This window comes from Duganella sp. Root198D2, from assembly GCF_001428585.1.
Classification (GTDB): domain Bacteria; phylum Pseudomonadota; class Gammaproteobacteria; order Burkholderiales; family Burkholderiaceae_D; genus Rugamonas.
The window spans coordinates 16,854-38,908 of the sequence record NZ_LMIC01000009.1; the positions used below are offsets into that span (position 1 = coordinate 16,854).

Sequence of the window (22,055 nt, forward strand, 5' to 3'; positions counted from 1 at the left end):
ATCGGCCGATTAATTTATTGCGCCTTGGCCGGAATCGGCGCACTCTCCCATTTCCTGCGTGAGAGGACGCAATGACTAATCGACCAACGTGTTACCCGGTGCGGGAGGAGGTGCCGCTGCTGGATGTTTTGACTTCGCCCGTCCCGCACGGCCGCTTCGATTCGCCGGTGGATGGCCGGCATGTGCTGTGCCTGCATTTGGGCGCGCCGGTGCCTGTCAGCTATCGCGCTTGCCGGTATGAACGGCAGGGGACCCGGTTGCACGGCCAGTTCTGCGTGGTTCCAGCCGGCTCCAGCACGCGCTGGACGTTGACGGCGCCTGCTACCTCATTGCTGCTGCGCCTGAACCCATCGCTGATGAGGGAGACTGCCGAGCACATGCGCCTGGGCGCTGAGCTGGCGCCTGCCATTCACCTCCGCGACCCTCAAATTGAGCACATCGGCTGGATGATGCGAGCCGAGGAGCAGGACGGCCATCCCAGTGGCCGCATCTTTGCCGACAGCCTGGCCAGCGCCTTGGCCGCGCGATTGCTGGCGCTGCAAACGCCAGCCTCCCGCCTGCCCGCCGCGGCGCCCGCCCGCGCCTTGCCGGCCTGGCGGCTGCGCGCCGTCCAGGACTATATCGAAGCCAGGCTCGACCAGGAGCTGACGCTGGCGGAACTGGCAGCCGTGGCCGGTTTCAGCGTTTCCCACTTCAAGGAACTGTTTCGTCAGGCAGCCGGGATGCCGGTGCACCGCTTTGTCCTCGCCCGCCGCGTTGAGCGTGCCCGACAGCTACTGCAGGAAGGCATGCTGACCAATACCGAGATCGCGCTGGAGGCCGGCTTCTCGCACCCAAGCCATATGGCCCGCAGCGTTCGCCAAGTGCTGGGCCTGACACCTGCACAATTGCGCGACGATGGTTTGAGAAAGATCAAAAGTGCGGTTTTCGTGTCCAAATGACAGACCTGGCACTGAATTTGATTGATGCAATTGCAACTAAATATCGGCCTTACCCGAGCTTATCAGGCGGCTAAGGGGGCTCGGCTTAAGGTAAAATAGCGCTCTTTCCAACTGTGACCCCTGAGTAACCATGCTGAAATTCAACCGCCTGGAAGACCTCGTAGCGCAGAACGCGCTGCAGGGCAAGCGCGTCTTTATCCGTGCAGATCTGAACGTGCCGCAGGATGATGCGGGCAATATCACCGAAGATACGCGCATTCGTGCTTCGATTCCGGCGATTAAGGCGGCCTTGGGCGCCGGCGCAAAAGTCATGGTTACCTCCCACCTGGGCCGTCCAACCGAAGGCGAATTCAAAGCTGAAGACAGCCTGGCGCCGATCGCCAAGCGTATGTCGGAGCTGCTGGGCCAGCCGGTTGAACTGAAGCAGAACTGGGTCGATGGCGTGGAAGTCGCCGCTGGCCAGGTTGTGTTGCTGGAAAACTGCCGCGTCAACAAGGGCGAAAAGAAGAATTCCGATGAGCTGGCCGAGAAAATGGCCAAGCTGTGCGATGTGTACGTGAACGATGCTTTCGGTACCGCGCACCGCGCTGAAGCTACCACCCACGGTATCGCCAAGTTCGCTCCGATCGCTTGCGCCGGCCCGCTGCTGGCCGCTGAGCTGGATGCGCTGGGCAAGGCCCTGGGCGCGCCGGCACGTCCTCTGCTGGCTATCGTTGCCGGTTCCAAAGTGTCGACCAAGCTGTCGATCCTGAAATCGCTGGCTGACAAGGTGGACAACCTGATCGTCGGCGGCGGCATTGCCAATACCTTCATGCTGGCTGCCGGCCTGAAGATCGGTAAGTCGCTGGCCGAAGCGGACCTGGTGGCCGATGCCAAAGCCATTATCGACATGATGGCTGCCCGTGGCGCCCAGGTGCCGATCCCGACCGACGTGGTGTGCGCCAAGGAGTTTGCGTCGACCGCTGTGGCTACCGTCAAGGATGTGGCTGACGTGGCGGACGACGACATGATCCTGGACATCGGTCCGAAGACGGCGGCCAAGCTGGCGGCCCAGATCGCCGAAGCTGGCACCATCGTCTGGAACGGCCCGGTGGGCGTGTTCGAGTTCGACCAGTTCGGCGAAGGCACCAAGACCCTGGCCATGGCAATCGCCAACTCCAAGGGCTTCTCGATCGCCGGTGGTGGCGACACCCTGGCGGCAATCGCCAAGTACCAGATCACCGACAAGATCGGCTATATCTCCACCGGCGGCGGCGCCTTCCTGGAATTCCTGGAAGGGAAGACCTTGCCGGCAGTGGAAATCCTGGCGCAACGCGCCCAGTAACACGGTAAAAGGCGCCCGCAAGGCGCCTTTTGAACTTTTTTAAGCTCACACGAAGGAAACCTTCATGGCACGTGGTACCAAGATCGTCGCAACTATCGGCCCAGCATCGACCGACCTCAGCATCCTGATCCAGATGATCAAGGCGGGCGTCGACGTGGTCCGCCTGAATTTCTCGCATGGCAAGGCGCAGGATCATATCGATCGCGCTGCGCTGGTGCGAAAGGCGGCTGCGGAATGCGGCAAGGAAGTGGCGATCATGGCCGACATGCAGGGTCCGAAGATCCGTATCGGCAAGTTCGAGAACAACAAGATCGAGCTGGCCAAGGGCGACAAGTTCATCCTCGACGCCAAGTGGGGCGAAAATGGTGAGCTGGGTAGCCAGGAGCGCGTGGGCCTGGACTACAAGAGCCTGCCGAGCGACGTGAGGCCGGCCGACGTGCTGCTGCTGAACGACGGCCTGATCGTGCTGACCGTGGATAAGATCATCGGCAGCGAAATCTATACCACCGTGAAGATCGGCGGCGAGCTGTCCAACAACAAGGGCATCAACCGCCAGGGCGGCGGCCTGACAGCGCCGGCGCTGACCGCCAAGGATATGGAAGACATCAAGACTGCGATGTCGTTCCAGGCCGATTACCTGGCGATTTCCTTCCCGAAAAATGCTACCGATATGGAAATGGCGCGCCAGCTGGCCAATATCGCCGGCGAGCCATTCGGCTTCAAGCCGCTGATGATCGCCAAGATCGAGCGCGCGGAAGCGATTCCTGCGCTGCAGGAGATCCTGAACGCTTCCGACGGCATCATGGTGGCCCGCGGCGACCTGGCTGTTGAGGTAGGCAACGCCGCCGTGCCTGCGCTGCAGAAGCGCATGATCCGCATGGCGCGCGAGTCGAACAAGATTGCCATCACCGCGACCCAGATGATGGAGTCGATGATCTTCAACGCGGTGCCGACGCGCGCCGAAGTATCCGACGTGGCGAATGCCGTGCTGGACGGTACCGATGCCGTGATGACCTCGGCCGAGACCGCGTCCGGTAAATACCCAGTGGAAACTGTGGAAATGATGGCGGCCATCTGTACCGAAGCCGAGCAATCCGAATACAACAAACTCGATGCGGACTTCCTGAACGCCCGCTTCACCCGCATCGACCAGTCGATCGCCTATGGCGCCCTGTTCACCGCGCATCACCTGCGCGTGAAGGCGATTGTGGCCCTGACCGAGTCCGGTTCCACCGCGCTGTGGATGAGCCGCCACAACATCGACACCCCGATTATTGCGCTCACGCCGAGCACCACCACCCAGCGCAAGCTGGCTTTGTACCGTAATGTTTGCACCCACCAGCTGATGCAGGACGCACCGACCGACGTCGTGCTGCGCAACGCGGAAGACCTCCTGGTAAAACAGGGTATTGCCCAGAAGGGCGATATGATTGTGGTTACCTGGGGTGCACCGATGGGCAAGGTGGGCGGCACGAACGCATTGCGTATCGTGAAAGTGGGTGAGTTCACTCACCGCGCCGACTCGGCACGATAAACGCTAACGATTTCTTTATTGTTATTGGAGTTCTACCATGTCCCTCGTATCCATGCGCCAACTGCTGGACCACGCCGCTGAACACGGCTACGGCATCCCGGCTTTTAACGTCAACAACCTGGAACAAGTGCAGGCCATCATGGCCGCCGCCGACGCTGTCAACGCGCCGGTGATCATGCAGGCTTCCGCTGGCGCCCGTAAGTACGCTGGCGAGGCGTTCCTGCGTCACCTGATCGACGCCGCGATCGAAGCCTACCCGCACATCCCGGTCGTCATGCACCAGGACCACGGCCAGTCGCCGGCAGTCTGCATGGCTGCAATCAAATCCGGCTTCTCGTCGGTGATGATGGACGGTTCCCTGATGGCTGACGGCAAGTCCGTTGCTTCCTACGAGTACAACGTGGAAGTGTCGAAGGAAGTGGTGAAGTTTTCCCACTCCATCGGCGTGACCGTGGAAGCGGAACTGGGCGTGCTGGGCTCCCTGGAAACCATGAAGGGCGACAAGGAAGACGGCCACGGCGCGGAAGGCACCATGACCCGCGAACAGCTGCTGACCGACGTGGCGCAAGCTGCCGACTTCGTGCAGAAGACCCAGTGCGATGCGCTGGCAATCGCTATCGGCACCTCGCATGGCGCCTACAAGTTCACCCGCAAGCCAACCGGCGACATCCTGGCGATCGACCGCATCAAGGAAATCCACGCCCGCATTCCTAACACCCACCTGGTGATGCACGGTTCGTCGTCCGTGCCGCAGGAACTGCTGGCCATCATCCGTGAATTCGGCGGTGACATGAAGGAAACCTACGGCGTGCCTGTGGAAGAGATCCAGGAAGGCATCCGTCACGGCGTGCGCAAGATCAATATCGACACCGATATCCGCCTGGCCATGACTGCGGCTGTGCGCAAGTACATGTTCGAAAACCCATCGAAGTTCGATCCACGCGACTTCCTGAAGCCAGCCCGCGCTGCTGCTGAAGAAGTGGTGAAGGCACGCTTCCTGTCGTTCGGCTGCGAAGGCCGTGCGTCCCTGATCAAGCCGATCTCGCTGGAGAAGATGGCTGAGCGTTACAAGGCCGGCGAGCTGGCCCAGATCGTCAAGTAATAAAACCGGTAAGGCAGGGTCGGACCCAAGGGTCTGACCCGGACACGCGACCGCCGCCGGTCGGGTCTGACCCTTGGGTCTGACCCGGGTTTACCGGTTTAAAACTCTCAAAGTACCCCCGCCATGAACAGCCTGTACAAATCCTCCATCAAATCCCTCCCCCTGCTGGGCCACGGTAAAGTGCGCGACAACTACGCCGTCGGCACCGACAAGATCCTGATCGTCACCACCGATCGCCTGTCCGCGTTCGACGTTGTGATGAACGAGCCGATCCCCGGCAAAGGCATGGTCCTGAACCAGATGTCCGATTTCTGGTTCGAGAAACTGGGCCACATCGTCCCTAACCACCTGACCGGCGTGACGCCGGAGTCCGTGGTGGCACAGGACGAAGTGGAGCAGGTGAAAGGCCGCGCCGTTGTGGCGAAGCGCCTGAAGCCAATCCTGGTGGAAGCGGTGGTACGCGGCTACATCATCGGCTCCGGCTGGAAAGACTACCAGGCCAGCGGTTCCATCTGCGGCATCAAGCTGCCGGAAGGCCTGCAGCAAGCCGACAAGCTGCCGGAACCAATCTTCACCCCGGCCGCCAAGGCCGACCTGGGCGAACACGATGAAAACATCTCCTTCGAAGAGATGGAAAAGAAAATCGGCGCCGAACTGGCTGCCAGGATCCGCGAAGTCGCGATCAAGCTGTACACCACCGCTGCCGACTACGCTGCCACCAGGGGCATCATCATCGCCGACACCAAGTTCGAATTCGGCCTGGACGACAACGGTGTCCTGCACCTGATGGATGAAGTGCTGACCGCCGACTCTTCGCGCTTCTGGCCGGCCGACTCCTACCGTCCAGGCATCTCGCCGCCGTCCTACGACAAGCAGTTCGTGCGCGATTACCTGGAAACCCTGACGGACTGGCAGAAGACCCCGCCGGCACCAGCGCTGCCAGCGGAAGTGATCGAAAAGACCCAGGCCAAGTACTTCGAAGCCATCGAACGCCTGACCGGCGAAAAGCTGAAGGTATAAGCCATGTCCGATCAAAACAAGCCATTGGTCGGCATCATCATGGGCTCGTCCTCGGACTGGGACGTGATGAAGAACGCGGTCGACATGCTGAAGCAGTTCGGCGTGCCGTATGAAGCGCAAGTGATCTCCGCCCACCGCATGCCGGACGAGATGTACGCCTACGCCAGGAGCGCCCGCGCTCGCGGCCTGCGCGCCATTATCGCCGGCGCCGGCGGCGCGGCCCACCTGCCTGGCATGGTGGCTGCAATGACCATCGTGCCGGTGCTGGGCGTGCCTGTGCCCTCCAAGTACCTGCGCGGCGAAGACTCGCTGCTGTCCATCGTGCAGATGCCGAAAGGCGTGCCGGTGTCGACCTTCGCCATCGGCGAGGCTGGCGCTGCCAACGCGGGCCTGACCGCGGTGGCGATCATCGCCACCACCGACGATGCGCTGGCTGCCAAACTGGAAGAATTCCGCGTGACCCAGACCGCGGCCGCTAAAGCAATGGTTTTGCCTGTATGAGCAATGTGAAGAACCCTCCAGCGTGGCTGGGCGTGATGGGCGGCGGCCAGCTTGGCCGCATGTTCGCGCACGCCGCGCAGAGCATGGGCTACAACGTGGCCGTGCTGGAGCCTGCCGCTGACTGCCCTGCGGGGCAGGCGGCGAATCGCCTGATCAACGCCGGCTACAGCGATGCCGCCGGCCTCGATGCACTGGCTGCGCAATGCGTGGCTGTCACCACCGAGTTCGAGAACGTTCCGGCCGACAGCCTGTCGCGCCTGGCGCAATCGGTCTTCGTGGCGCCGAATGCGCACGGCGTGTCCGTGGCGCAGGACCGCATTGCGGAAAAGAGCTTCTTCGTCGCCAGTGCCGCCAAGTCGGGCGTGATGCCGGCGCCGCATAAAGTCATTGCGGCCGACGCCGATATCGACGCCATCAGCGATGACCTGCTGCCGGGTATCCTGAAAACTGTCCGCATGGGCTACGACGGCAAGGGCCAGGTGCGCGTGAAGTCGCGCGACGACGTGCGTGCCGCCTTCGACGGCATGGGCAAGGTTACCTGCCTGCTGGAGAAGATGCTGCCGCTGGCGTATGAAGTGTCGGTGCTGACCGCACGTGCTGCCGACGGCGCCTCGGTGGTCTACCCGATCGCCGAAAACGTGCACCGCGACGGCATCCTGTTCACCACCACTGTGCCGGGTCCGAACATCACCGACGATTGCGCCGCCAAAGCGCAGGCCGCAGCGAAAGCCATCGTGGCGGAGCTGGGCTACGTCGGCGTGCTGTGCATCGAGTTCTTCGTGCTGGCCGATGGTTCGCTGGTGGTCAACGAGATGGCGCCGCGTCCGCACAACAGCGGCCACTACACCATCGACGCCTGCGTCACCAGCCAGTTCGCACAGCAGGTTCGTGCCATGGCCGGCCTGCCGCTGGGCGATGTGCGCCAGCATTCGCCGGCTGTCATGCTGAACATCCTGGGCGACATCTGGTACGAAGGCGAGGGCGACGATGTACGCGAACCGGCGTGGGACAAGGTCCTGGCGCTGCCAGGCGCCAACCTGCACCTGTACGGCAAGGAAGAACCGCGCCGTGCCCGCAAGATGGGCCACCTGACCTTCGTCGCACCGACGCTGGCGGAAGCGCAGCAGCACCTCAACGCGGCCTGCGCCATCCTCGGGATCGAAGCATGACCGACGCAGCATCGCGCAACATCGCCGGCGCGGCAGCCGCGCTGGCGAACGGCGACCTGGTCGCGTTCCCCACCGAGACCGTGTACGGCCTCGGTGCGGATGCGGAGAACCCGGCTGCCGTAGCAAAGATTTACGCCGCCAAAGGCAGGCCGCAGGACCATCCGGTGATCGTACACGTCGCCCCCGGCGCCGACATCGATTACTGGACCACCGAAGTACCGGATGAGGCGCGCGCCCTGGTGCGTGCCTTCTGGCCCGGCCCGTTGACCCTGATCCTGAAGCGCAATGCCCGCATTCCCGACGCCGTTTCCGGCGGCCAGGATACGGTCGGCATCCGCTGCCCGTCGCACCCGGTGGCGATGCAGCTGCTGCAAGCATTCAAGGAAGGCAAGGGTGGCGTGGCAGCACCTTCGGCCAACAAGTTCGGCAACGTCAGCCCAACCACCGCCCAGCACGTGCATGACGAGTTCGGCGACGACCCGCGCCTGGCCGCCATCCTCGATGGCGGTGCGAGCCAGGTTGGCATCGAATCAACCATCCTCGACATGTCGCGCCTGGCCTCGCATGGCCCGGTGCTGCTGCGTCCCGGCCACATCACGGCACAGCAGATCGCGGACGTGATCGGCAGCATGCCGCGCCAGCCCGACCAGGCCGCGCCGCGCGCCTCAGGCACGCTGGAATCGCATTACGCGCCCAAGGCGCCGGTAGCACTGTTGCCGACTGGCGACATCGAAAAAACCCTTGCGGAACTCACGCTGCGTGGGCGGTGTGCCGCGCTGATCCACTACTCGCCGTTTGCGCTCACTCAACCAAATGTGGCGCTCCCGGCCGAGCCAAAAGGGTATGCTTATGGTGTGTATGCCGCGTTGCGCGCGATGGACCAGCAGCAGGTAGAGCTGATCCTCGTGGAAGCACCGCCGAGCGACGATGCCTGGCTGGGCGTCAACGACCGCCTGCGCCGCGCCGCCTTCGGTTCGACCGGCATTATTGAGCGTTTCCTGAAGTCGTAACCGCAGCGGGGCGGCCCGCCTCCTGCGCAAGCGAGGAGGCAGCCATGTCCCGCAGCACGGTACACATCGCACGCAGTGTGGCGTGCGCCGCCACGATTGCCATGTTGCCCGGCGCGCCGGCGTATGGCGGCGCTGAATCGGGCGCCGTCTCGCGCGCCACGCTGGCCGCGCCCGGACGCGGCACGCTGTTGTCCGGCCCCACCTTGTCCCGTATCGAAACCGGTGTGTTCAGCACCTCCAAGCGCATCGAACCCGAGATGCTGGCCGAAGTGCTGGAAAAAGCCGGCAGTGCGCTGGCCGAAGCTGCCGGCAAACCGCGCTGCACCATCACCACTTACAGCCTGCGGTACAGCACCGTTGGCGGCAGCGGCGAGCCGACTGATGCCAGCACCGCGCTGATCCTGCCGTCCGGGAAGGACCCTGCCTGCCAGGGGCCGCGGCCGGTGCTGCTGTACGCCCACGGTACCTCGACCGCCAAGGACCACAATATGGCGCGCCTGCGCGGCGAGGCCAAGCTGGTGGCTGCCTTGTTCACGGCGCAAGGCTATATTGTCGTAGCACCGAATTACGCCGGCTATGACGGCTCCTCCCTGCCTTACCATCCCTACCTGAACGCGGAGCAGCAATCGGCCGACATGATCGACGCCATGCGCGCCGCCCGCAGCGCGATGGCGCAACTCAAAGTGCAGGCGGCACCGCAGCTGTTCCTGGCCGGCTACTCGCAAGGCGGCCACGTGACGCTGGCCACCCAGCGCGCCATGCAGCAGGGCAGCGAATTCAAGGTTGCCGCTGCCGCGGGCCTGTCCGGACCATATGCGATGGCGCGCTTTTCCGACATGGTGTTCAGCGGCCAGCCGAACGCCGGCATCACCATCTACCTGCCGCTGATCGCCACTTCCGCCCAGCGTGCGGGCGCCGCCATCTACGGCAAGCCGGAAGAGCTGTATGAGCTGCAATATGCCAGCGGTATCGAGACCCTGTTCCCGACCAGGATGACGCGCAAGGAACTGGTCAAGCAAGGCAAACTGCCCAAGGCTGCGCTCTTCGCGCTCGATTCGCAGCCGCAGGGCAGGGGCGCTTCCGCCTATTTCAGCAATCCGCACCTGGTACGCACCAGCTACCGCGACGCCTATTTGCAAGACCTGGCCCAGCATCCCTGCGATGACGGCGACTGCACGCCCGCCAACAACCTGCGTAAATGGATGCTGAAAAACGACCTGCGCAATTACACGCCGCAAAGCCCCTTGCTGCTGTGCGGCGGCAGCAAGGATCCTTCCGTGCCCTTCTTTAACGCCACGGCGGCGGCGGAATATTTCAGCCAGCACGGTGCGCCGCCCACAGTGGTCGACCTGGAAGACCAGGGTACCCAGGACGAGTTCAGCACCGCCCGCCGCAGCTTCGCCCTGATCAGTGCGGAGAGCATGAAGAAGGCGGAGGAAGAAGCGGGCAAGAGCGGCCGCAGCGCCAGCGAACTTCTGATGGAAAGCTACCACTCGCGCCTGGCCGGCGCCCCGTGTTTGCTGGCCGCCCGGAATTACTTCAATTCGCTGCTGCGGCAGGATGCTTCAGGAGCGCCCTGACCAGCGCGTCGCGATCGAAAGGATCGTCGGCCAGCACGATATCCGGCTGCACCAGAGCCGGTTCACGCTTGCCTGAGGGGCGGTCGAGCACGAAGCGCGGCACCACGACTTCGAGCCCGGTGTTCGGCAGCACATGCTGTTTCTGCGTGCCGCCGGTCTGGCGCACGTAGGCGTAGCCGCCGGCGCCGACCAGCCTGGCGAAGCCGTGATCCTGCACCGTATTGCTGAAAAGGATGGCGGAGGAATAAGTCAGGTCGCCCACCAGCACGAAGACCTTGCCGCCAAAGTGCAGCGGATGCGCCGGTTCCGGCTGGACCCAGCTATCGACGTTGCCGCTGACAATATCGCCAACTTTTTCGCCAGGGCCGGCACGGCCCTCCAGCACCTTCTTCACATAGCTCGATCCGTTGCGATAGGGCTTATCCGCGATGTAGCGCAGGATGCCGGTCTTCCACATATCGTCATCGCCGCCGCCGTTTTCACGCACATCGATCAATAGCGTCTGAGCACCGGCATCGCGCAAAGTGGTGAAGGCGCGTCCGGTGAAATCGTAGAAGCGCTGCTTGTCCGGCCAGGCGAACTGGTTGACGGTCAGCAGCCCGACGCCGCCTGGCAGCATGCGGAACTGGAAAGTCTGCTCGAACGATTTTTCACCGGCTACTGCGGCCGGTAGCGAGGCTGCGGCGGGAACGTCCATCTCCTGGGCGCCTGCCTTCAGCATAAAGTGTTCGGCTGCGCCATAGTTCTTCCAGTAGTACAGCCAGAAGCGCCGCTCCAGCAGCTTGTTGCGGAAGGCCGGCGTATCGCCATGCACCAGCGCTCCCAGCTCGCGCAGGATGCGCGCCGACGGCATGCCGTTGATGCTTTCGATGTCGCTGCCTGCCAGTGTGCTTGTGGCGCCGCCCAGGCCGGCGACGATGCGCAAACGTTGCTGGCCGTCGATCATGACCTCGAACGGAAACAGCTTGCCGCCCGCTTGCAGGTGGGTCCGTGTTTCCGCCCGCCAGTCGGGGAAAACGACGCCAAGGTGGGCATCGTTGAAAACCGGATTCATGGCCGCCAGCACGCGCCATGCTTCGTCACGCGACAGCGGCTGGCCAAGCTTGGCTTGCGCCGTCTGGAAGGCTTTCTCGTAGGCTTGCTGCCCCGAGCGCAGCGCCGGTTCCGGGTGCGTGCTTTCGATGGCAGTGCGGACGAATTGCAGGTCTTGCTGCAACTGGGATGGTGTAAACCGGGCTGGATCGGCGTGGAGTGGCGCGCTGCACAGCACTCCAAGGGTAAGGAGAAGGAGAGGGATTTTCATTATGGAAATTATAATGAATGGAATCAAGTCTGTGCTGAAGAGCTGGCGCACGCGGCGTTTCACCGATATCCTGAAGCAGGAATTTGCCCAGCCGGCCTGGGCGGAAGGGGAGTAACTTGCAATGCTGATGTATGGCTGCTACAGTCGCTGCCCTTGATTGAGAAATGCTATCGTTTTTACAAATTTCTACTTGTAACGGGCAAGTGTGTGCTGGCATATTAGTTTGGCAGCGAATAGCACGCACGTTCGCAAAGCACTCAAAAAAACCATTCCGGAGACACAATGCGTCATTTCAAACTTGCCATGACGGTCATGGCAGCGGCAGTTATTGCCGGTTGCGGCGGCAACGATCCACGTCCAGGCGATCAAGCCCCCAAGCTTAAATATTCCTCCCAGATCACCTTCGGCGACAGCCTGTCGGACGTCGGTACCTACAAGGTCGGCACCGTGCAAGCCATCGGCGGCGGCACCTTCACCATCAACGGCGACAGCACCAAGACCAATCCGGCCCTGACCGGCAAGAACTGGACCGAGCTGATGGCTGCACAAGTCGGCCTGCCGGCACCATGCCCGGCCGTGACCGGCCTGGATGGCGATGCCGCCAGTGGCTTCAGCGTCCCGGTGCAAGCCAAGGCAGGCTGCTTTGGCTATGCGCAGGGCGGCGCCCGCGTGACCAATCCTGTCGGTCCAGGCAATAAACTGGCCGGCAGCCCATTGGGCGCGCTGACCGTACCGCTGGTTACCCAGGTCAAGAACCACCTGGCGATCGTGGGCGGCAAGTTCAAGGGCGACGAGATCGTCTACGTCATGGGCGGCAACAACGATGTCCTGATCAGCCTCGAGCAATTGTCGACTGGTGCAACCGCCGCCGGCACTGCTGCCGCCAAGACCGCCTTCGCCACCAGCCTGGCAACCCAGCTGGCGGCCGGCGCCACCAACCCCGCCACTGCCGTGCAATCGATCGCGCTGGCCATCGCCACCGAAGCCGCACGTGCTGGCAGCACCAGCACCTCCATCGTGATTGCCGCCGCGAAGGCAGCCGAGTTGGCTGGCAATGCCGCCGCCGCTTCACCAGCCGTGTATGGCCCGATGGGTGTCAAGGCGGAGGCTGATGCCACTGCCGCCGGTACCAAGGCTGGTGCCGACTACGCCGCCGCGCAGGCGCCGGTCCTGGTGCAGAACATTGCCAAGGCAGGCGCCGAACTGGTGGCACTGGTCAAGACCCAGGTCGTGGCCAATGGCGCCAACTTCGTGGTGGTGAACAATATGCCGGACATCGCCAACACCCCGTCCGGCCTGTCGCAATCGGCCAGCACCCGCGCACTGATCGACGGTATGGTCAAGGCCTTCAACGATACCTTGGCGGCCGGCCTGTCGGGCGACGCCAAGATCCTGCTGGTGGACACGTACAGCGCCAGCCACGACCAGGCAACCAATCCTGCGCCATACGGCCTGACCAATGTCACCGAATCCGCTTGCGACCTGACTCCCGCCAAGAATATCCTGGGCAATTCGCTGGGCTGCAGCGCGAGCAACCTGAAGGCCGGCGATGTGAGCCATTACGCCTATGCCGACACCGTGCATCCGACCCCGTTCCTGCACCTGCTGCTGGCGCGCTATGTTTCGGAAAAAATGGTAGCCAAGGGCTGGCTGTAATTACAGGACACAGGAGACAAAATGACACAAGGTATCAACACCGCCGTAAAGCTGCTGGCCGTCGTGGCCGCGCTGGGCGCAGCGTCGGGCGCAGCGGCGCAATCCAAGGGTGAATGGCTGGGCAAGGTCGGCGTCAACCGCATTTCGCCTGACGTTACCTCGGGCGACGTGACCGCGCCTTCCAAGCCTGGCATCAAGGCTGACGTGGGTTCGGACACCAAGCCGATCTTCAGCATCGGCTACATGATCACCGATCACGTGAGCACCGAACTGATGCTGGGCGTGCCGTACAAGCACACCTTGTACGGCGCCGGCACGATCGAGGGCACCGGCAAGCTCGGTACCGCCGAGGCGCTGCCGCCGACGCTCTTCCTGCAGTACCGCATGTTCGAGCCGACTGCAACCGTGCGTCCCTACGTTGGCGTTGGCTACAGCTACGCCTATTTCCAGAAAGAGACCGGCTCGGCCCAGCTGACCGCCGTGCTGAATACCGGCGGCCAGCCGGCAACCTACTCGCTGGATGCCAAGCACGCAGGCAGCCTGGTGATCGGCGCCACCGCCAAGCTCGGCGAGCGTTACTTTGCCGACTTGAACGTGGTCAAGACCAAGCTCAAGACCACCGCCCACTTCTCCACCGGCCAGACGCTGGACATCAAGCTGGACCCGCTGGCAGTCAGCCTGTCGGTCGGCTACCGTTTCTAAGCCCGGGCCAAGACCGAAAAGCCGCCGCAAGGCGGCTTTTTTCTTTCGAGGTCAGCAACGATCCTGGCGCTATGGCGATAATGCGACAAAGGATTGCTCCGCCATTGTCGAACGATCGAGCCCTAATATAATCGTCAAGGCGACGGTTGCGTCCGGGAATTGTATTTTATGAAAGGCGATTCCGTTGCGTATGGGAAAAAGTAAATTACAATAACGCGCCCGTTCAGGCTGTGGGTTTATTGACATATTGGCACCACGGGTAACAGCCTCCAGATGCCGGGGTTTGTTCTGGACTTTGTAAAGGGCGAAAATGAAAGCAGTAATTTTGGCAGGCGGGCTTGGAACGCGTATTTCCGAGGAAACCCATGTCAGGCCGAAACCGATGGTCGAAATTGGCGGCAAGCCTATCCTTTGGCATATCATGAAGACGTATTCGGCCTACGGCATCAACGAATTCGTGATCTGCTGCGGCTACAAGGGGTACATGATCAAGGAGTATTTCGCCAATTACTTCCTGCATACCTCGGATGTGACTTTCGATATCGCGCGCAACCAGATGGAGGTGCACCAGCGTTACGCCGAACCATGGAAAGTGACCCTGGTCGATACCGGCGAACAGACCATGACCGGGGGCCGCCTGCGGCGCGTCGCCGACCATGTGAAGAACGAGCCGGCTTTCTGCCTGACTTACGGCGACGGGGTGTCCGACGTGAATATCGGCGCCCTGATCGAATTCCACCGCACCCAGAACACCAAGGCGACCCTGACGGCCGTGGTGCCACCAGCCCGTTTCGGCGCGCTCGACCTGCAGGGCGACAAGGTTGTCAGCTTTGTCGAAAAACCCAAGGGCGACGGCGGCTTGGTCAATGGCGGTTTCTTTGTTCTCTCGCCGGACGTACTTGATTACCTGAGCGACGATAAGACTGTATGGGAACGCGAGCCCCTCGAGCGCCTGGCCAGCGAAGGCCAGCTTGCCGCCTTCCCGCATCACGGATTCTGGCAGCCGATGGACACCCTGCGCGACAAGACCTACCTGGAAGAGCTGTGGCAGTCCGGCGAAGCACCGTGGAAGGTTTGGTCGTGAATCCAGGGTTCTGGCGCGGCCGCCGCGTCCTGCTGACGGGCCACACCGGATTCAAAGGCAGCTGGATGGCGCTGTGGCTGCAATCCATGGGCGCGCAGGTGGTGGGCTATGCGCTGGCTCCGCCAACCAGTCCCAGCCTGTTCGACGAGGCTGGGGTAGCGGCCGGCATGGACAGCGTGATCGGCGATATCCGCGACCTGGCCGCCGTGCGCGCCGTGGTGGCCGAGCACCGTCCCGAAATCGTGTTCCACATGGCGGCCCAGCCGCTGGTACGCCATTCTTACGCCGAGCCGGTCGAAACGTATGCCACCAATGTCATGGGTACCGTCAACCTGCTCGAAGCCGTGCGCCTGGCGCCCGGCGTCAAGGCCGTGGTCAACATTACCACCGACAAATGCTACGAAAACCGCGAGTGGCTCTGGGCCTACCGCGAAAACGAGCCGATGGGCGGCTACGATCCGTACAGCAGCAGCAAGGGCTGCGCCGAGCTGGTCACCGCGGCCTACCGCCAGTCCTTCTTTCACGAGAAGGACTATGCGCGGCACGGCGTGGCCATTGCCAGCGTGCGCGCCGGCAACGTGATCGGCGGCGGCGACTGGGCGCAGGATCGCCTGCTGCCCGATATCCTGGCCGCCTTTGAACAAGGCCGCGTGGTGCATATCCGCAACCCGCATGCCGTGCGTCCATGGCAGCATGTACTCGAGCCGCTGCGCGGCTACCTGATGCTGGCTGAAAAGCTGTATGGCGACGGCGTGGCATTTGCCGAAGGCTGGAATTTCGGCCCCAACGACGAGGACGCCATGCCGGTCGGCTGGATCGTCGACACCATGGCCGCGCTGTGGGGCGAGGGCGCGCGGTCACAGGTCGATGCCGGCGAGCATCCGCACGAGGCGACCTACCTCAAGCTCGATATTTCGAAGGCGCGTGCCCGGCTCGGCTGGCAGCCGGCGCTGCGCCTGGAGCCTGCGCTGGGCATGATCGTCGACTGGTCGCGCCAGCGCCAGGGCGGCGCCGACGTGCGCGCCCTGACGCTGGGTCAAATCCACGCCTATCAAAACAAGCTGATTCCAATTATCCAGCCACCAAGTCAAGCAAGATGAGCACACAAAAAACTCCCCAACAATTGCGCCAGGAGATCGCGGCACTGGTGGCCGAATACGGCGCCCTGGCCGGCGCACCGCGCGCCTTCGACCCAGGCACGACCGTGATTCCGCCGGCCGGCAAGGTAGTCGGCACACCGGAAATGCAGATGATGGTCGAGGCATCTCTCGATGCCTGGCTGACCACCGGCCGCTTCAACGACCAGTTCGAGGCGCGCCTGGCCAAGTACCTGGGCGTGGAATTCCTGATCACCGTCAATTCCGGCTCGTCGGCCAACCTGGTTGCGTTCAGCGCGCTGACCTCGCCCAAGCTGGGCGCGCGCGCCATCCAGCCCGGTGACGAAGTGATCGGCGTTGCAGCCGGTTTCCCGACTACCGTCAATCCGATCCTGCAATTCGGCGCGGTGCCGGTATTCGTCGACGTCGAACTGGGCACCTACAACATCGATGCCACGCTGATCGAAGCGGCCATCACCGGCAAGACCAAGGCCATCATGCTGGCCCACACGCTGGGCAATCCGTACAACCTCGAGGCCGTTGTCGCCCTGTGCAAGAAGTACAAGCTGTGGCTGATCGAGGATTGCTGCGATGCCCTGGGCGCCACCTATGACGGCAAGCTGGTCGGCACTTTCGGCGATATTGGCACGATCAGCTTCTATCCAGCCCATCACATCACCATGGGGGAGGGCGGCGCGGTGTTTACCAACAACCCGGAACTGAAGCTGATCGCCGAGTCCTTCCGCGACTGGGGCCGTGACTGCTATTGCCCGCCGGGCAAGGACAATACCTGCGGCAAGCGTTTCTGCCAGTGCTTCGGCACGCTGCCGCCCGGCTATGACCACAAGTACACCTACAGCCACCTGGGCTACAACCTCAAGATCACCGACATGCAGGCTGCCTGCGGCCTCGCCCAGCTCGACCGCGTCGACGATTTCATCGCCGCCCGCAAGGCCAATTTCGCCTACCTGAAAGAGCGCCTGGCCAGCTGTGCGGAGTTCCTGATCCTGCCCGAGGCAACGCCCAATTCCGACCCGTCCTGGTTCGGGTTCCCGCTCACGTTGAAGCCGGAAGCGAACACCGCGCGCGTCGACCTGCTGACCTACCTGGACCAGCACAAGATCGGTACGCGCCTGCTGTTCGCCGGCAACCTGGTGCGCCAGCCGTACATGCAGGGCCGTAATTTCCGCATCTCGGGTGAGCTGACCAACTCCGACCGGATCATGAACGACACCTTCTGGATTGGCGTATTCCCGGGCTTGACCCGCGAAATGCTGGACTACGCCGTTGAAAAAATCGAAGCTTACTTTGGCGTGAATTTCTGATGGATGCACAAGACAAAATCAAGGTTGCCCAGTTGCTGGCCGAAGCCCTGGAACAGCTGGGGATCAAGCATGTTTTCGGCATCATCGGCGCCGGCAATGTCCACCTGTTCGAAGCGATTACCCGGCACGGCTACACCGAGATCGTGTGCGTACACCACGAGCAGGCTGCCGCCATGGCCGTGCAGACCTACTATCGCACCAACGGCCGCCTGGCGGCAGCCCTGCTGACCACCGGCGCCGGTTCCACCAACGGCGTGACCGGCGTGGTGTCGGCCTGGGCCGATTCGATTCCTTGCCTGGTCATCGCCGGCAACGAGAACTCGAAATTCACCTTCGCTGAGAACCCGCTGCGCATGTGGGGCGTGCAGGGCTACGATTCGTGCCAGATGGTGGAGCGTGTATCGAAGTACCAGCAGCGCGTTACCCGGGGCGAGCAGGCCGTGTTTGAACTGGAGAAGGGCGTGCATCTTGCGCTGGCCGGGCGTCCGGGGCCGGTATGGATCGAGATCCCGATGGATGTGCAGGCCGCACGCATCACGCGCGACAGCGTTGCGCACTTCGATTCGCCGGTCGCCACCGGCTACCTGGACGCCGCGGTATCGCAGCAGGTTGACAGCGCGGTCGCCGCGCTGGTGGCGGCCGAACGCCCGCTGCTGTGGCTGGGCAACGGCATTCGCCTGGCGGGCGCCGAGCGTAAGATCGCGCCGCTGCTGGAAAAGCTGGGCATGCCGGCGCTGGTTTCCTGGGCCGGCATCGACATGATCGACTCCGACCACCCGCTGGTCTTCGGCCGCGCCGGCGTGTACGGGCAGCGCTCCGCCAACTTTATCCTGCAAAACAGCGACTATGTGCTGGCCATCGGCACCCGCCTTGCGATCCCGCAGGTCGGATACGACCTGACCGAGCTGGCACGCATGGCGCGCATCGACGTGGTCGATATCGACCACGCTGAAGCGCACAAGCTGGCCAGCCGCACTACGCAGAATATTGTGTGCGATGCGGGAGTCTTCCTCGATGCCCTGCTCAGCCGGCTGGAGGCCATGGCCGCGCTGCCAGCGCGCCAGGAATGGCTGGAGAAATGCCGCGCCTACGAGGCGCAATTCCCCTGGGTGGGCGAAGAGCATGCCGACAAGGGCGGCTTCATGAACTCCTACCGCTTCATGGAGCGCCTTAACCGCCATTTCAAGCCCGGCCAGGTGGTGGTCACCGATATGGGCACCGCCTTGCTGTGCGGCCATCAGGTGCTGCGCATCAAGGATGGCCAGCGCCTGATGACCTCCACCGGCCTGGGCGAGATGGGCTACGGCCTGCCTGCCGCGCTCGGCGTTTCGTTCGCCAACGAGCGCGGCGAAGTCATGTGCCTGAATTGCGACGGCGGCATGATGATGAACCTGCAGGAACTGCAAACCATGGTGCACCACCAGTTGCCGATCAAGCTGTTCATCTTCAACAATGATGGCTACCTGATGATCAAGCATACGCAGAACTCGCTGTTCAGGTCCGGCTACGTTGGCACCGACCGCAAGTCCGGCGTGTCGTGCCCCGACTTTTCCAAGCTGGCGACCGCGTTCGGCATTCCATCGTTCCAGATCCGCAAGTGGGATGAAGTCGATGCGACCCTGGAGCAGGTGCAGGCGGCAACAGGCCCGGTAATCTGCGAGGTCTTCATGCATCCGGAACAGCTGTTCTCGCCGAAGCTCTCGGTCGTTGCGCGGGAAGATGGCAGCCTGGTCTCGCCGCCGCTGGAAGACCTGTCGCCGCTGCTGCCGCGCGATGTACTGGACCAGGCCATGCTGCAGGGCATGCACGAAAAGTCCAGGACCTTGTGAACCCCATGAGCCGCGTTGCCATCCTCGGTGCCAACAGCCAGATCGCCAAGGACCTGATCCTGTCCCTGGCGCGCGAAGGCAGACGCGACCTCCTGCTGTACGTGCGCGACCAGGCCGCCATGCGAGACTGGCTGGCGGCGCGGCAACTGGACTGCGCGGTGCACGGCTACGACAGCTACGGCAGCGCGCCGCATGAAGCGGTGCTGAATTTCGTCGGGGTTGGCGATCCGCAGCGGGCGGCCAGGATGGGCGGCGACATCTTTGCGATTACCCAGCAATACGACGACCTGGCCCTGGCCGGCCTGCGCGCCAATCCGGAGCGCCGCTACCTGTTCCTCAGCAGCGGCGCCGCCTATGGCAGCGGCTTCCTGCAGCCGGCCGGTCCGGATACCGTGGCCAGCCTGGCGATCAACCACCTGGCGCCGCAGGATTACTACGCGGTTGCCAAGCTGCACGCCGAGTGCAAGCACCGCGCCATGCCCGACCATGCGATCACGGACCTGCGCGTGTTCAATTACTTCAGCCGCAGCCAGGACCTGGCGGGTCGCTTCTTTATCACCGACATCCTGCGCGCAATTCGCGACGGCCAGGTGCTGCAGGCCAGCGACAGCCAGATGGTGCGCGACTATTTGCACCCGGACGACTTCCACCGCATGGTGGCCTGCGTGCTCGATGGCGCGCCGGGCAACCTGGCACTGGACTGCTACAGCCGGGCGCCGATCAGCAAGACCGAGCTGCTAAGCCTGATGCAGCAGCGCTTCGGCCTGCGCTATGAACTGGCTGCCGGGGCGGCAGGCGTCAATGCTACCGGCGGCAAGCCGCACTATTATTCGACGCAGAGACTGGCCGCTGCGCTGGGCTATCAGCCAGCCTATTCTTCCGCCGAGGGCGTTGCCGCGGAATCCGCGATCATCCTGGCAAGCGGTAGCGCACCAAAAATGAGTGAAAACAGATGAAATCAACCGACAAACTGAAGATCGCGATCATCGGCTCCGGCAATATCGGCACCGACCTGCTGGTCAAGGCAATGCGTTCGCAGCACCTGACCTGCACCTTGTTCGCGGGACGTAACTTCAATTCGGCAGGCATGAAGCGCGCCAGCCAGTTGGGCGTGCCGATATCCGACCGCGGCATCGAGGCGATCGTCAAGGACCCGGCCATCTGCGATGTGGTGTTCGACTGCACCTCGGCCATGGCTCACGCCGAACACTGGGCGCAGCTGGAAAAGCTGGGCAAAACAGTGGTCGACATGACTCCTGCCAAGCTGGGCGAATTCGCCATCCCGGCCATCAACGCCCAGGCCTGCCTTGACAGCGGAGCGCGCAACATCAACATGATTACCTGCGGCGGCCAGTCCTCGATCCCGATCGCCAACGCCATCGCCAGCGTCCACCAGGGCATTGAATACATCGAAGTGGCGTCCAGCATCGCATCGCGCAGCGCCGGACCGGCGACCCGCGCCAACCTGGACGAATACATTGAAACCACCGAGGACGCGCTGCAGCGCTTCACCGGCGCCCTGCGTACCAAGGCGATCCTGATCCTGAACCCGGCCAATCCGCCGATCGATATGCAGACGACGATCTACGCCAAGATCGCCGACCCGGACCTGGACGCCATCCGCGCCGCCGTCGACGCGATGGTCGCACGGCTGAAGACTTATGTGCCGGGTTACCAGTTGATCGTGCCGCCCACCGTCGACGGCGGCCGCGTGGTCACCACCATCAAGGTGATGGGCAACGGCGACTACCTGCCGCAATATGCCGGCAATCTTGACATCATCAACTGCGCTGCGATCGCGATGGCTGAAATGATCGCCACCGCACCGCAATCCAAGGAGCGCCGACATGGCTAAGAAAATCCTGATCAGCGACCCGACGCTACGCGACGGCAACCACGCAGTGCGCCACCAGCTAAGCCGCGAAGCGTTCGTGGCCTATTGCCAGGCGGCGGACGCGGCACGCGTGCCGATCGTCGAAGTCGGCCACGGCAATGGCCTGGGCGCCTCCTCCATGCTGGTCGGCGAGTGCAGGCTGAGCGACGAGGAGATCCTGTCTACCGCGCGCGCCCACCTGGAGACATCGCGCCTGGGCATCCACGTGATCCCCGGCTTCTGCACCATCAAGAAGGACCTGGCGAAGGCAATCGACCTGGGCGTCGACGTGTTCCGCATTGCCGCCCATTGCACCGAGGCCGACGTGACCGACCGCCACATCGGTTACGTGCGCCAGGCCGGCAAGGAAGCCTGGGGCGTGCTGATGATGAGCCATATGGCCTCGCCGGCGGTGCTGCTGGAAGAAGCCCGGAAAATGGAATCCTACGGCGCGGAAGCGATCGTCATCATGGACTCGGCCGGGGCCTACTTCCCGGATGAAGTGAGCGAACGCATTTCCACGCTGGCCAACGGCCTGTCGATTCCGGTCGGCTTCCACGGCCATAACAACCTGGGCATGGCGGTGATCAACTCGGTGAAGGCGGTGCAAGCCGGAGCCACCATCATCGACGGCACCATCCGCGGCTTTGGCGCCGGCGCCGGCAACACCCAGCTGGAAGTGCTGGTGGCGGTGTTCGAGCGCATGGGCTTCGAGACCGGCATCGACCTGTACAAGATCCTCGACGCGGCCGACATCGCCGAGAAGGAATTCAACCCGGTGGCGCCTTCGATCTCGCCGCTGTCTATCGTTTCCGGCCTGGCCGGCGTGTTTTCCGGTTTCGCCAAGCCGGTGGCGCGCGCCGCCCAGGACTATAACGTCGACCCGCGCGACATTTTCTTCGGGCTCGGCAAGCGCAATGCAGTGGCTGGCCAGGAGAGCCTGATCATCGAGGTTGCGCGCGACCTCGCCGAACAACGTACTGCCGCCGCAACGAAAGGCTGACA

General features: G+C 63.1%; 19 protein-coding genes. 18 read left to right on the forward strand and 1 reads right to left on the reverse strand.

Annotated features, from left to right (window positions below; genetic code table 11):
- The first annotated feature begins 71 nt into the window (after positions 1-71).
- The 9 genes from ASE26_RS10495 to ASE26_RS10535 all read left to right on the forward strand — a co-directional run bounded on the left by ASE26_RS10495 (position 72) and on the right by ASE26_RS10535 (position 10,181).
- Positions 72-941: a helix-turn-helix domain-containing protein gene (locus ASE26_RS10495; protein WP_055933902.1), complete on the forward strand. Its 870-nt coding sequence runs from the start codon at positions 72-74 to the stop codon at positions 939-941.
- A 130-nt stretch (positions 942-1,071) separates the two neighbouring features.
- Complete coding sequence (locus ASE26_RS10500) at positions 1,072-2,265, forward strand: phosphoglycerate kinase (RefSeq protein ID WP_055933900.1); 1,194 nt, start codon at positions 1,072-1,074, stop codon at positions 2,263-2,265.
- A gap of 64 nt (positions 2,266-2,329) precedes the next feature.
- Entirely contained in the window at positions 2,330-3,799 is a 1,470-nt protein-coding gene (pyk, locus tag ASE26_RS10505) for a pyruvate kinase (protein WP_055933898.1), read from the forward strand.
- 37 nt (positions 3,800-3,836) lie between these two features.
- The gene (gene fba / locus ASE26_RS10510) at positions 3,837-4,901 is read left to right on the forward strand and encodes a class II fructose-bisphosphate aldolase (protein WP_055933896.1); all 1,065 of its coding nucleotides are present in this window, start codon (positions 3,837-3,839) and stop codon (positions 4,899-4,901) included.
- Positions 4,902-5,024: 123 nt separating this feature from the next.
- Positions 5,025-5,921, forward strand: coding sequence for a phosphoribosylaminoimidazolesuccinocarboxamide synthase (locus ASE26_RS10515; protein ID WP_055933894.1), 897 nt, complete (start codon positions 5,025-5,027; stop codon positions 5,919-5,921).
- A gap of 3 nt (positions 5,922-5,924) precedes the next feature.
- Positions 5,925-6,422, forward strand: coding sequence for a 5-(carboxyamino)imidazole ribonucleotide mutase (purE, locus tag ASE26_RS10520; RefSeq protein ID WP_055933891.1), 498 nt, complete (start codon positions 5,925-5,927; stop codon positions 6,420-6,422).
- A gap of 35 nt (positions 6,423-6,457) precedes the next feature.
- Positions 6,458-7,591 (forward strand): 5-(carboxyamino)imidazole ribonucleotide synthase, encoded by a 1,134-nt coding sequence (locus ASE26_RS10525; protein WP_229207221.1) that lies wholly within the window; start codon positions 6,458-6,460, stop codon positions 7,589-7,591.
- Positions 7,588-8,601 carry an L-threonylcarbamoyladenylate synthase gene (locus ASE26_RS10530; protein ID WP_055933887.1) on the forward strand — a complete coding sequence of 338 codons (1,014 nt, stop codon included), beginning with the start codon at positions 7,588-7,590 and terminating at the stop codon, positions 8,599-8,601. Before ASE26_RS10525 ends, ASE26_RS10530 begins: the two co-directional genes overlap by 4 nt.
- Before the next feature lie 44 nt (positions 8,602-8,645).
- Positions 8,646-10,181 carry a S9 family peptidase gene (locus ASE26_RS10535; RefSeq protein ID WP_055933885.1) on the forward strand — a complete coding sequence of 512 codons (1,536 nt, stop codon included), beginning with the start codon at positions 8,646-8,648 and terminating at the stop codon, positions 10,179-10,181.
- On the opposite strand, the gene ASE26_RS10540 is transcribed toward ASE26_RS10535, so the two are convergent.
- Positions 10,141-11,484: a S41 family peptidase gene (locus ASE26_RS10540; RefSeq protein WP_082507432.1), complete on the reverse strand. Its 1,344-nt coding sequence runs from the start codon at positions 11,482-11,484 to the stop codon at positions 10,141-10,143. The genes ASE26_RS10535 and ASE26_RS10540 overlap by 41 nt on opposite strands.
- Before the next feature lie 282 nt (positions 11,485-11,766).
- Between ASE26_RS10540 and ASE26_RS10545 the strand changes: the two genes are divergently transcribed.
- The 9 genes from ASE26_RS10545 (at position 11,767) to dmpG (ending at position 22,053) form a co-directional block, all read left to right on the forward strand.
- Positions 11,767-13,140, forward strand: coding sequence for an SGNH/GDSL hydrolase family protein (locus ASE26_RS10545; RefSeq protein WP_055933881.1), 1,374 nt, complete (start codon positions 11,767-11,769; stop codon positions 13,138-13,140).
- 21 nt (positions 13,141-13,161) lie between these two features.
- Positions 13,162-13,842 carry an OmpW family protein gene (locus tag ASE26_RS10550; RefSeq protein ID WP_055933879.1) on the forward strand — a complete coding sequence of 227 codons (681 nt, stop codon included), beginning with the start codon at positions 13,162-13,164 and terminating at the stop codon, positions 13,840-13,842.
- Between the two features lie 310 nt (positions 13,843-14,152).
- Complete coding sequence (gene rfbF / locus ASE26_RS31475) at positions 14,153-14,926, forward strand: glucose-1-phosphate cytidylyltransferase (protein ID WP_055933877.1); 774 nt, start codon at positions 14,153-14,155, stop codon at positions 14,924-14,926.
- On the forward strand, positions 14,908-16,026 hold the full coding sequence (rfbG, locus tag ASE26_RS10560) for a CDP-glucose 4,6-dehydratase (RefSeq protein WP_229207211.1): 1,119 nt from the start codon (positions 14,908-14,910) through the stop codon (positions 16,024-16,026). The genes rfbF and rfbG overlap by 19 nt, the downstream gene beginning before the upstream one ends.
- Positions 16,023-17,348, forward strand: coding sequence for a lipopolysaccharide biosynthesis protein RfbH (rfbH, locus tag ASE26_RS10565; RefSeq protein ID WP_055933874.1), 1,326 nt, complete (start codon positions 16,023-16,025; stop codon positions 17,346-17,348). The genes rfbG and rfbH overlap by 4 nt, the downstream gene beginning before the upstream one ends.
- A complete protein-coding gene (locus tag ASE26_RS10570) occupies positions 17,348-19,177 on the forward strand; it encodes a thiamine pyrophosphate-binding protein (protein ID WP_057246182.1) in 1,830 nt (609 codons plus the stop codon). The genes rfbH and ASE26_RS10570 overlap by 1 nt, the downstream gene beginning before the upstream one ends.
- A 5-nt stretch (positions 19,178-19,182) precedes the next feature.
- Complete coding sequence (locus tag ASE26_RS10575; RefSeq protein ID WP_055933869.1) at positions 19,183-20,133, forward strand: NAD(P)-dependent oxidoreductase; 951 nt, start codon at positions 19,183-19,185, stop codon at positions 20,131-20,133.
- On the forward strand, positions 20,130-21,032 hold the full coding sequence (locus tag ASE26_RS10580) for an acetaldehyde dehydrogenase (acetylating) (RefSeq protein WP_055933867.1): 903 nt from the start codon (positions 20,130-20,132) through the stop codon (positions 21,030-21,032). The genes ASE26_RS10575 and ASE26_RS10580 overlap by 4 nt, the downstream gene beginning before the upstream one ends.
- Positions 21,025-22,053 carry a 4-hydroxy-2-oxovalerate aldolase gene (dmpG, locus tag ASE26_RS10585; protein ID WP_055933865.1) on the forward strand — a complete coding sequence of 343 codons (1,029 nt, stop codon included), beginning with the start codon at positions 21,025-21,027 and terminating at the stop codon, positions 22,051-22,053. Before ASE26_RS10580 ends, dmpG begins: the two co-directional genes overlap by 8 nt.
- Positions 22,054-22,055: the final 2 nt, after the last annotated feature.

Excerpts from the sequence above, each read along its gene's own strand:
- ASE26_RS10495 (WP_055933902.1), top strand. The coding sequence starts at position 72 with ATGACTAATCGACCAACGTGTTACCCGGTGCGGGAGGAGGTGCCGCTG.
- ASE26_RS10500 (WP_055933900.1), top strand. The coding sequence starts at position 1,072 with ATGCTGAAATTCAACCGCCTGGAAGACCTCGTAGCGCAGAACGCGCTG.
- pyk (WP_055933898.1), top strand. The coding sequence starts at position 2,330 with ATGGCACGTGGTACCAAGATCGTCGCAACTATCGGCCCAGCATCGACC.
- fba (WP_055933896.1), top strand. The coding sequence starts at position 3,837 with ATGTCCCTCGTATCCATGCGCCAACTGCTGGACCACGCCGCTGAACAC.
- ASE26_RS10515 (WP_055933894.1), top strand. The coding sequence starts at position 5,025 with ATGAACAGCCTGTACAAATCCTCCATCAAATCCCTCCCCCTGCTGGGC.
- purE (WP_055933891.1), top strand. The coding sequence starts at position 5,925 with ATGTCCGATCAAAACAAGCCATTGGTCGGCATCATCATGGGCTCGTCC.
- ASE26_RS10525 (WP_229207221.1), top strand. The coding sequence starts at position 6,458 with ATGGGCGGCGGCCAGCTTGGCCGCATGTTCGCGCACGCCGCGCAGAGC.
- ASE26_RS10530 (WP_055933887.1), top strand. The coding sequence starts at position 7,588 with ATGACCGACGCAGCATCGCGCAACATCGCCGGCGCGGCAGCCGCGCTG.
- ASE26_RS10535 (WP_055933885.1), top strand. The coding sequence starts at position 8,646 with ATGTCCCGCAGCACGGTACACATCGCACGCAGTGTGGCGTGCGCCGCC.
- ASE26_RS10540 (WP_082507432.1), bottom strand. The coding sequence starts at position 11,484 with ATGAAAATCCCTCTCCTTCTCCTTACCCTTGGAGTGCTGTGCAGCGCG.
- ASE26_RS10545 (WP_055933881.1), top strand. The coding sequence starts at position 11,767 with ATGCGTCATTTCAAACTTGCCATGACGGTCATGGCAGCGGCAGTTATT.
- ASE26_RS10550 (WP_055933879.1), top strand. The coding sequence starts at position 13,162 with ATGACACAAGGTATCAACACCGCCGTAAAGCTGCTGGCCGTCGTGGCC.
- rfbF (WP_055933877.1), top strand. The coding sequence starts at position 14,153 with ATGAAAGCAGTAATTTTGGCAGGCGGGCTTGGAACGCGTATTTCCGAG.
- rfbH (WP_055933874.1), top strand. The coding sequence starts at position 16,023 with ATGAGCACACAAAAAACTCCCCAACAATTGCGCCAGGAGATCGCGGCA.
- ASE26_RS10570 (WP_057246182.1), top strand. The coding sequence starts at position 17,348 with ATGGATGCACAAGACAAAATCAAGGTTGCCCAGTTGCTGGCCGAAGCC.
- ASE26_RS10575 (WP_055933869.1), top strand. The coding sequence starts at position 19,183 with ATGAGCCGCGTTGCCATCCTCGGTGCCAACAGCCAGATCGCCAAGGAC.
- ASE26_RS10580 (WP_055933867.1), top strand. The coding sequence starts at position 20,130 with ATGAAATCAACCGACAAACTGAAGATCGCGATCATCGGCTCCGGCAAT.
- dmpG (WP_055933865.1), top strand. The coding sequence starts at position 21,025 with ATGGCTAAGAAAATCCTGATCAGCGACCCGACGCTACGCGACGGCAAC.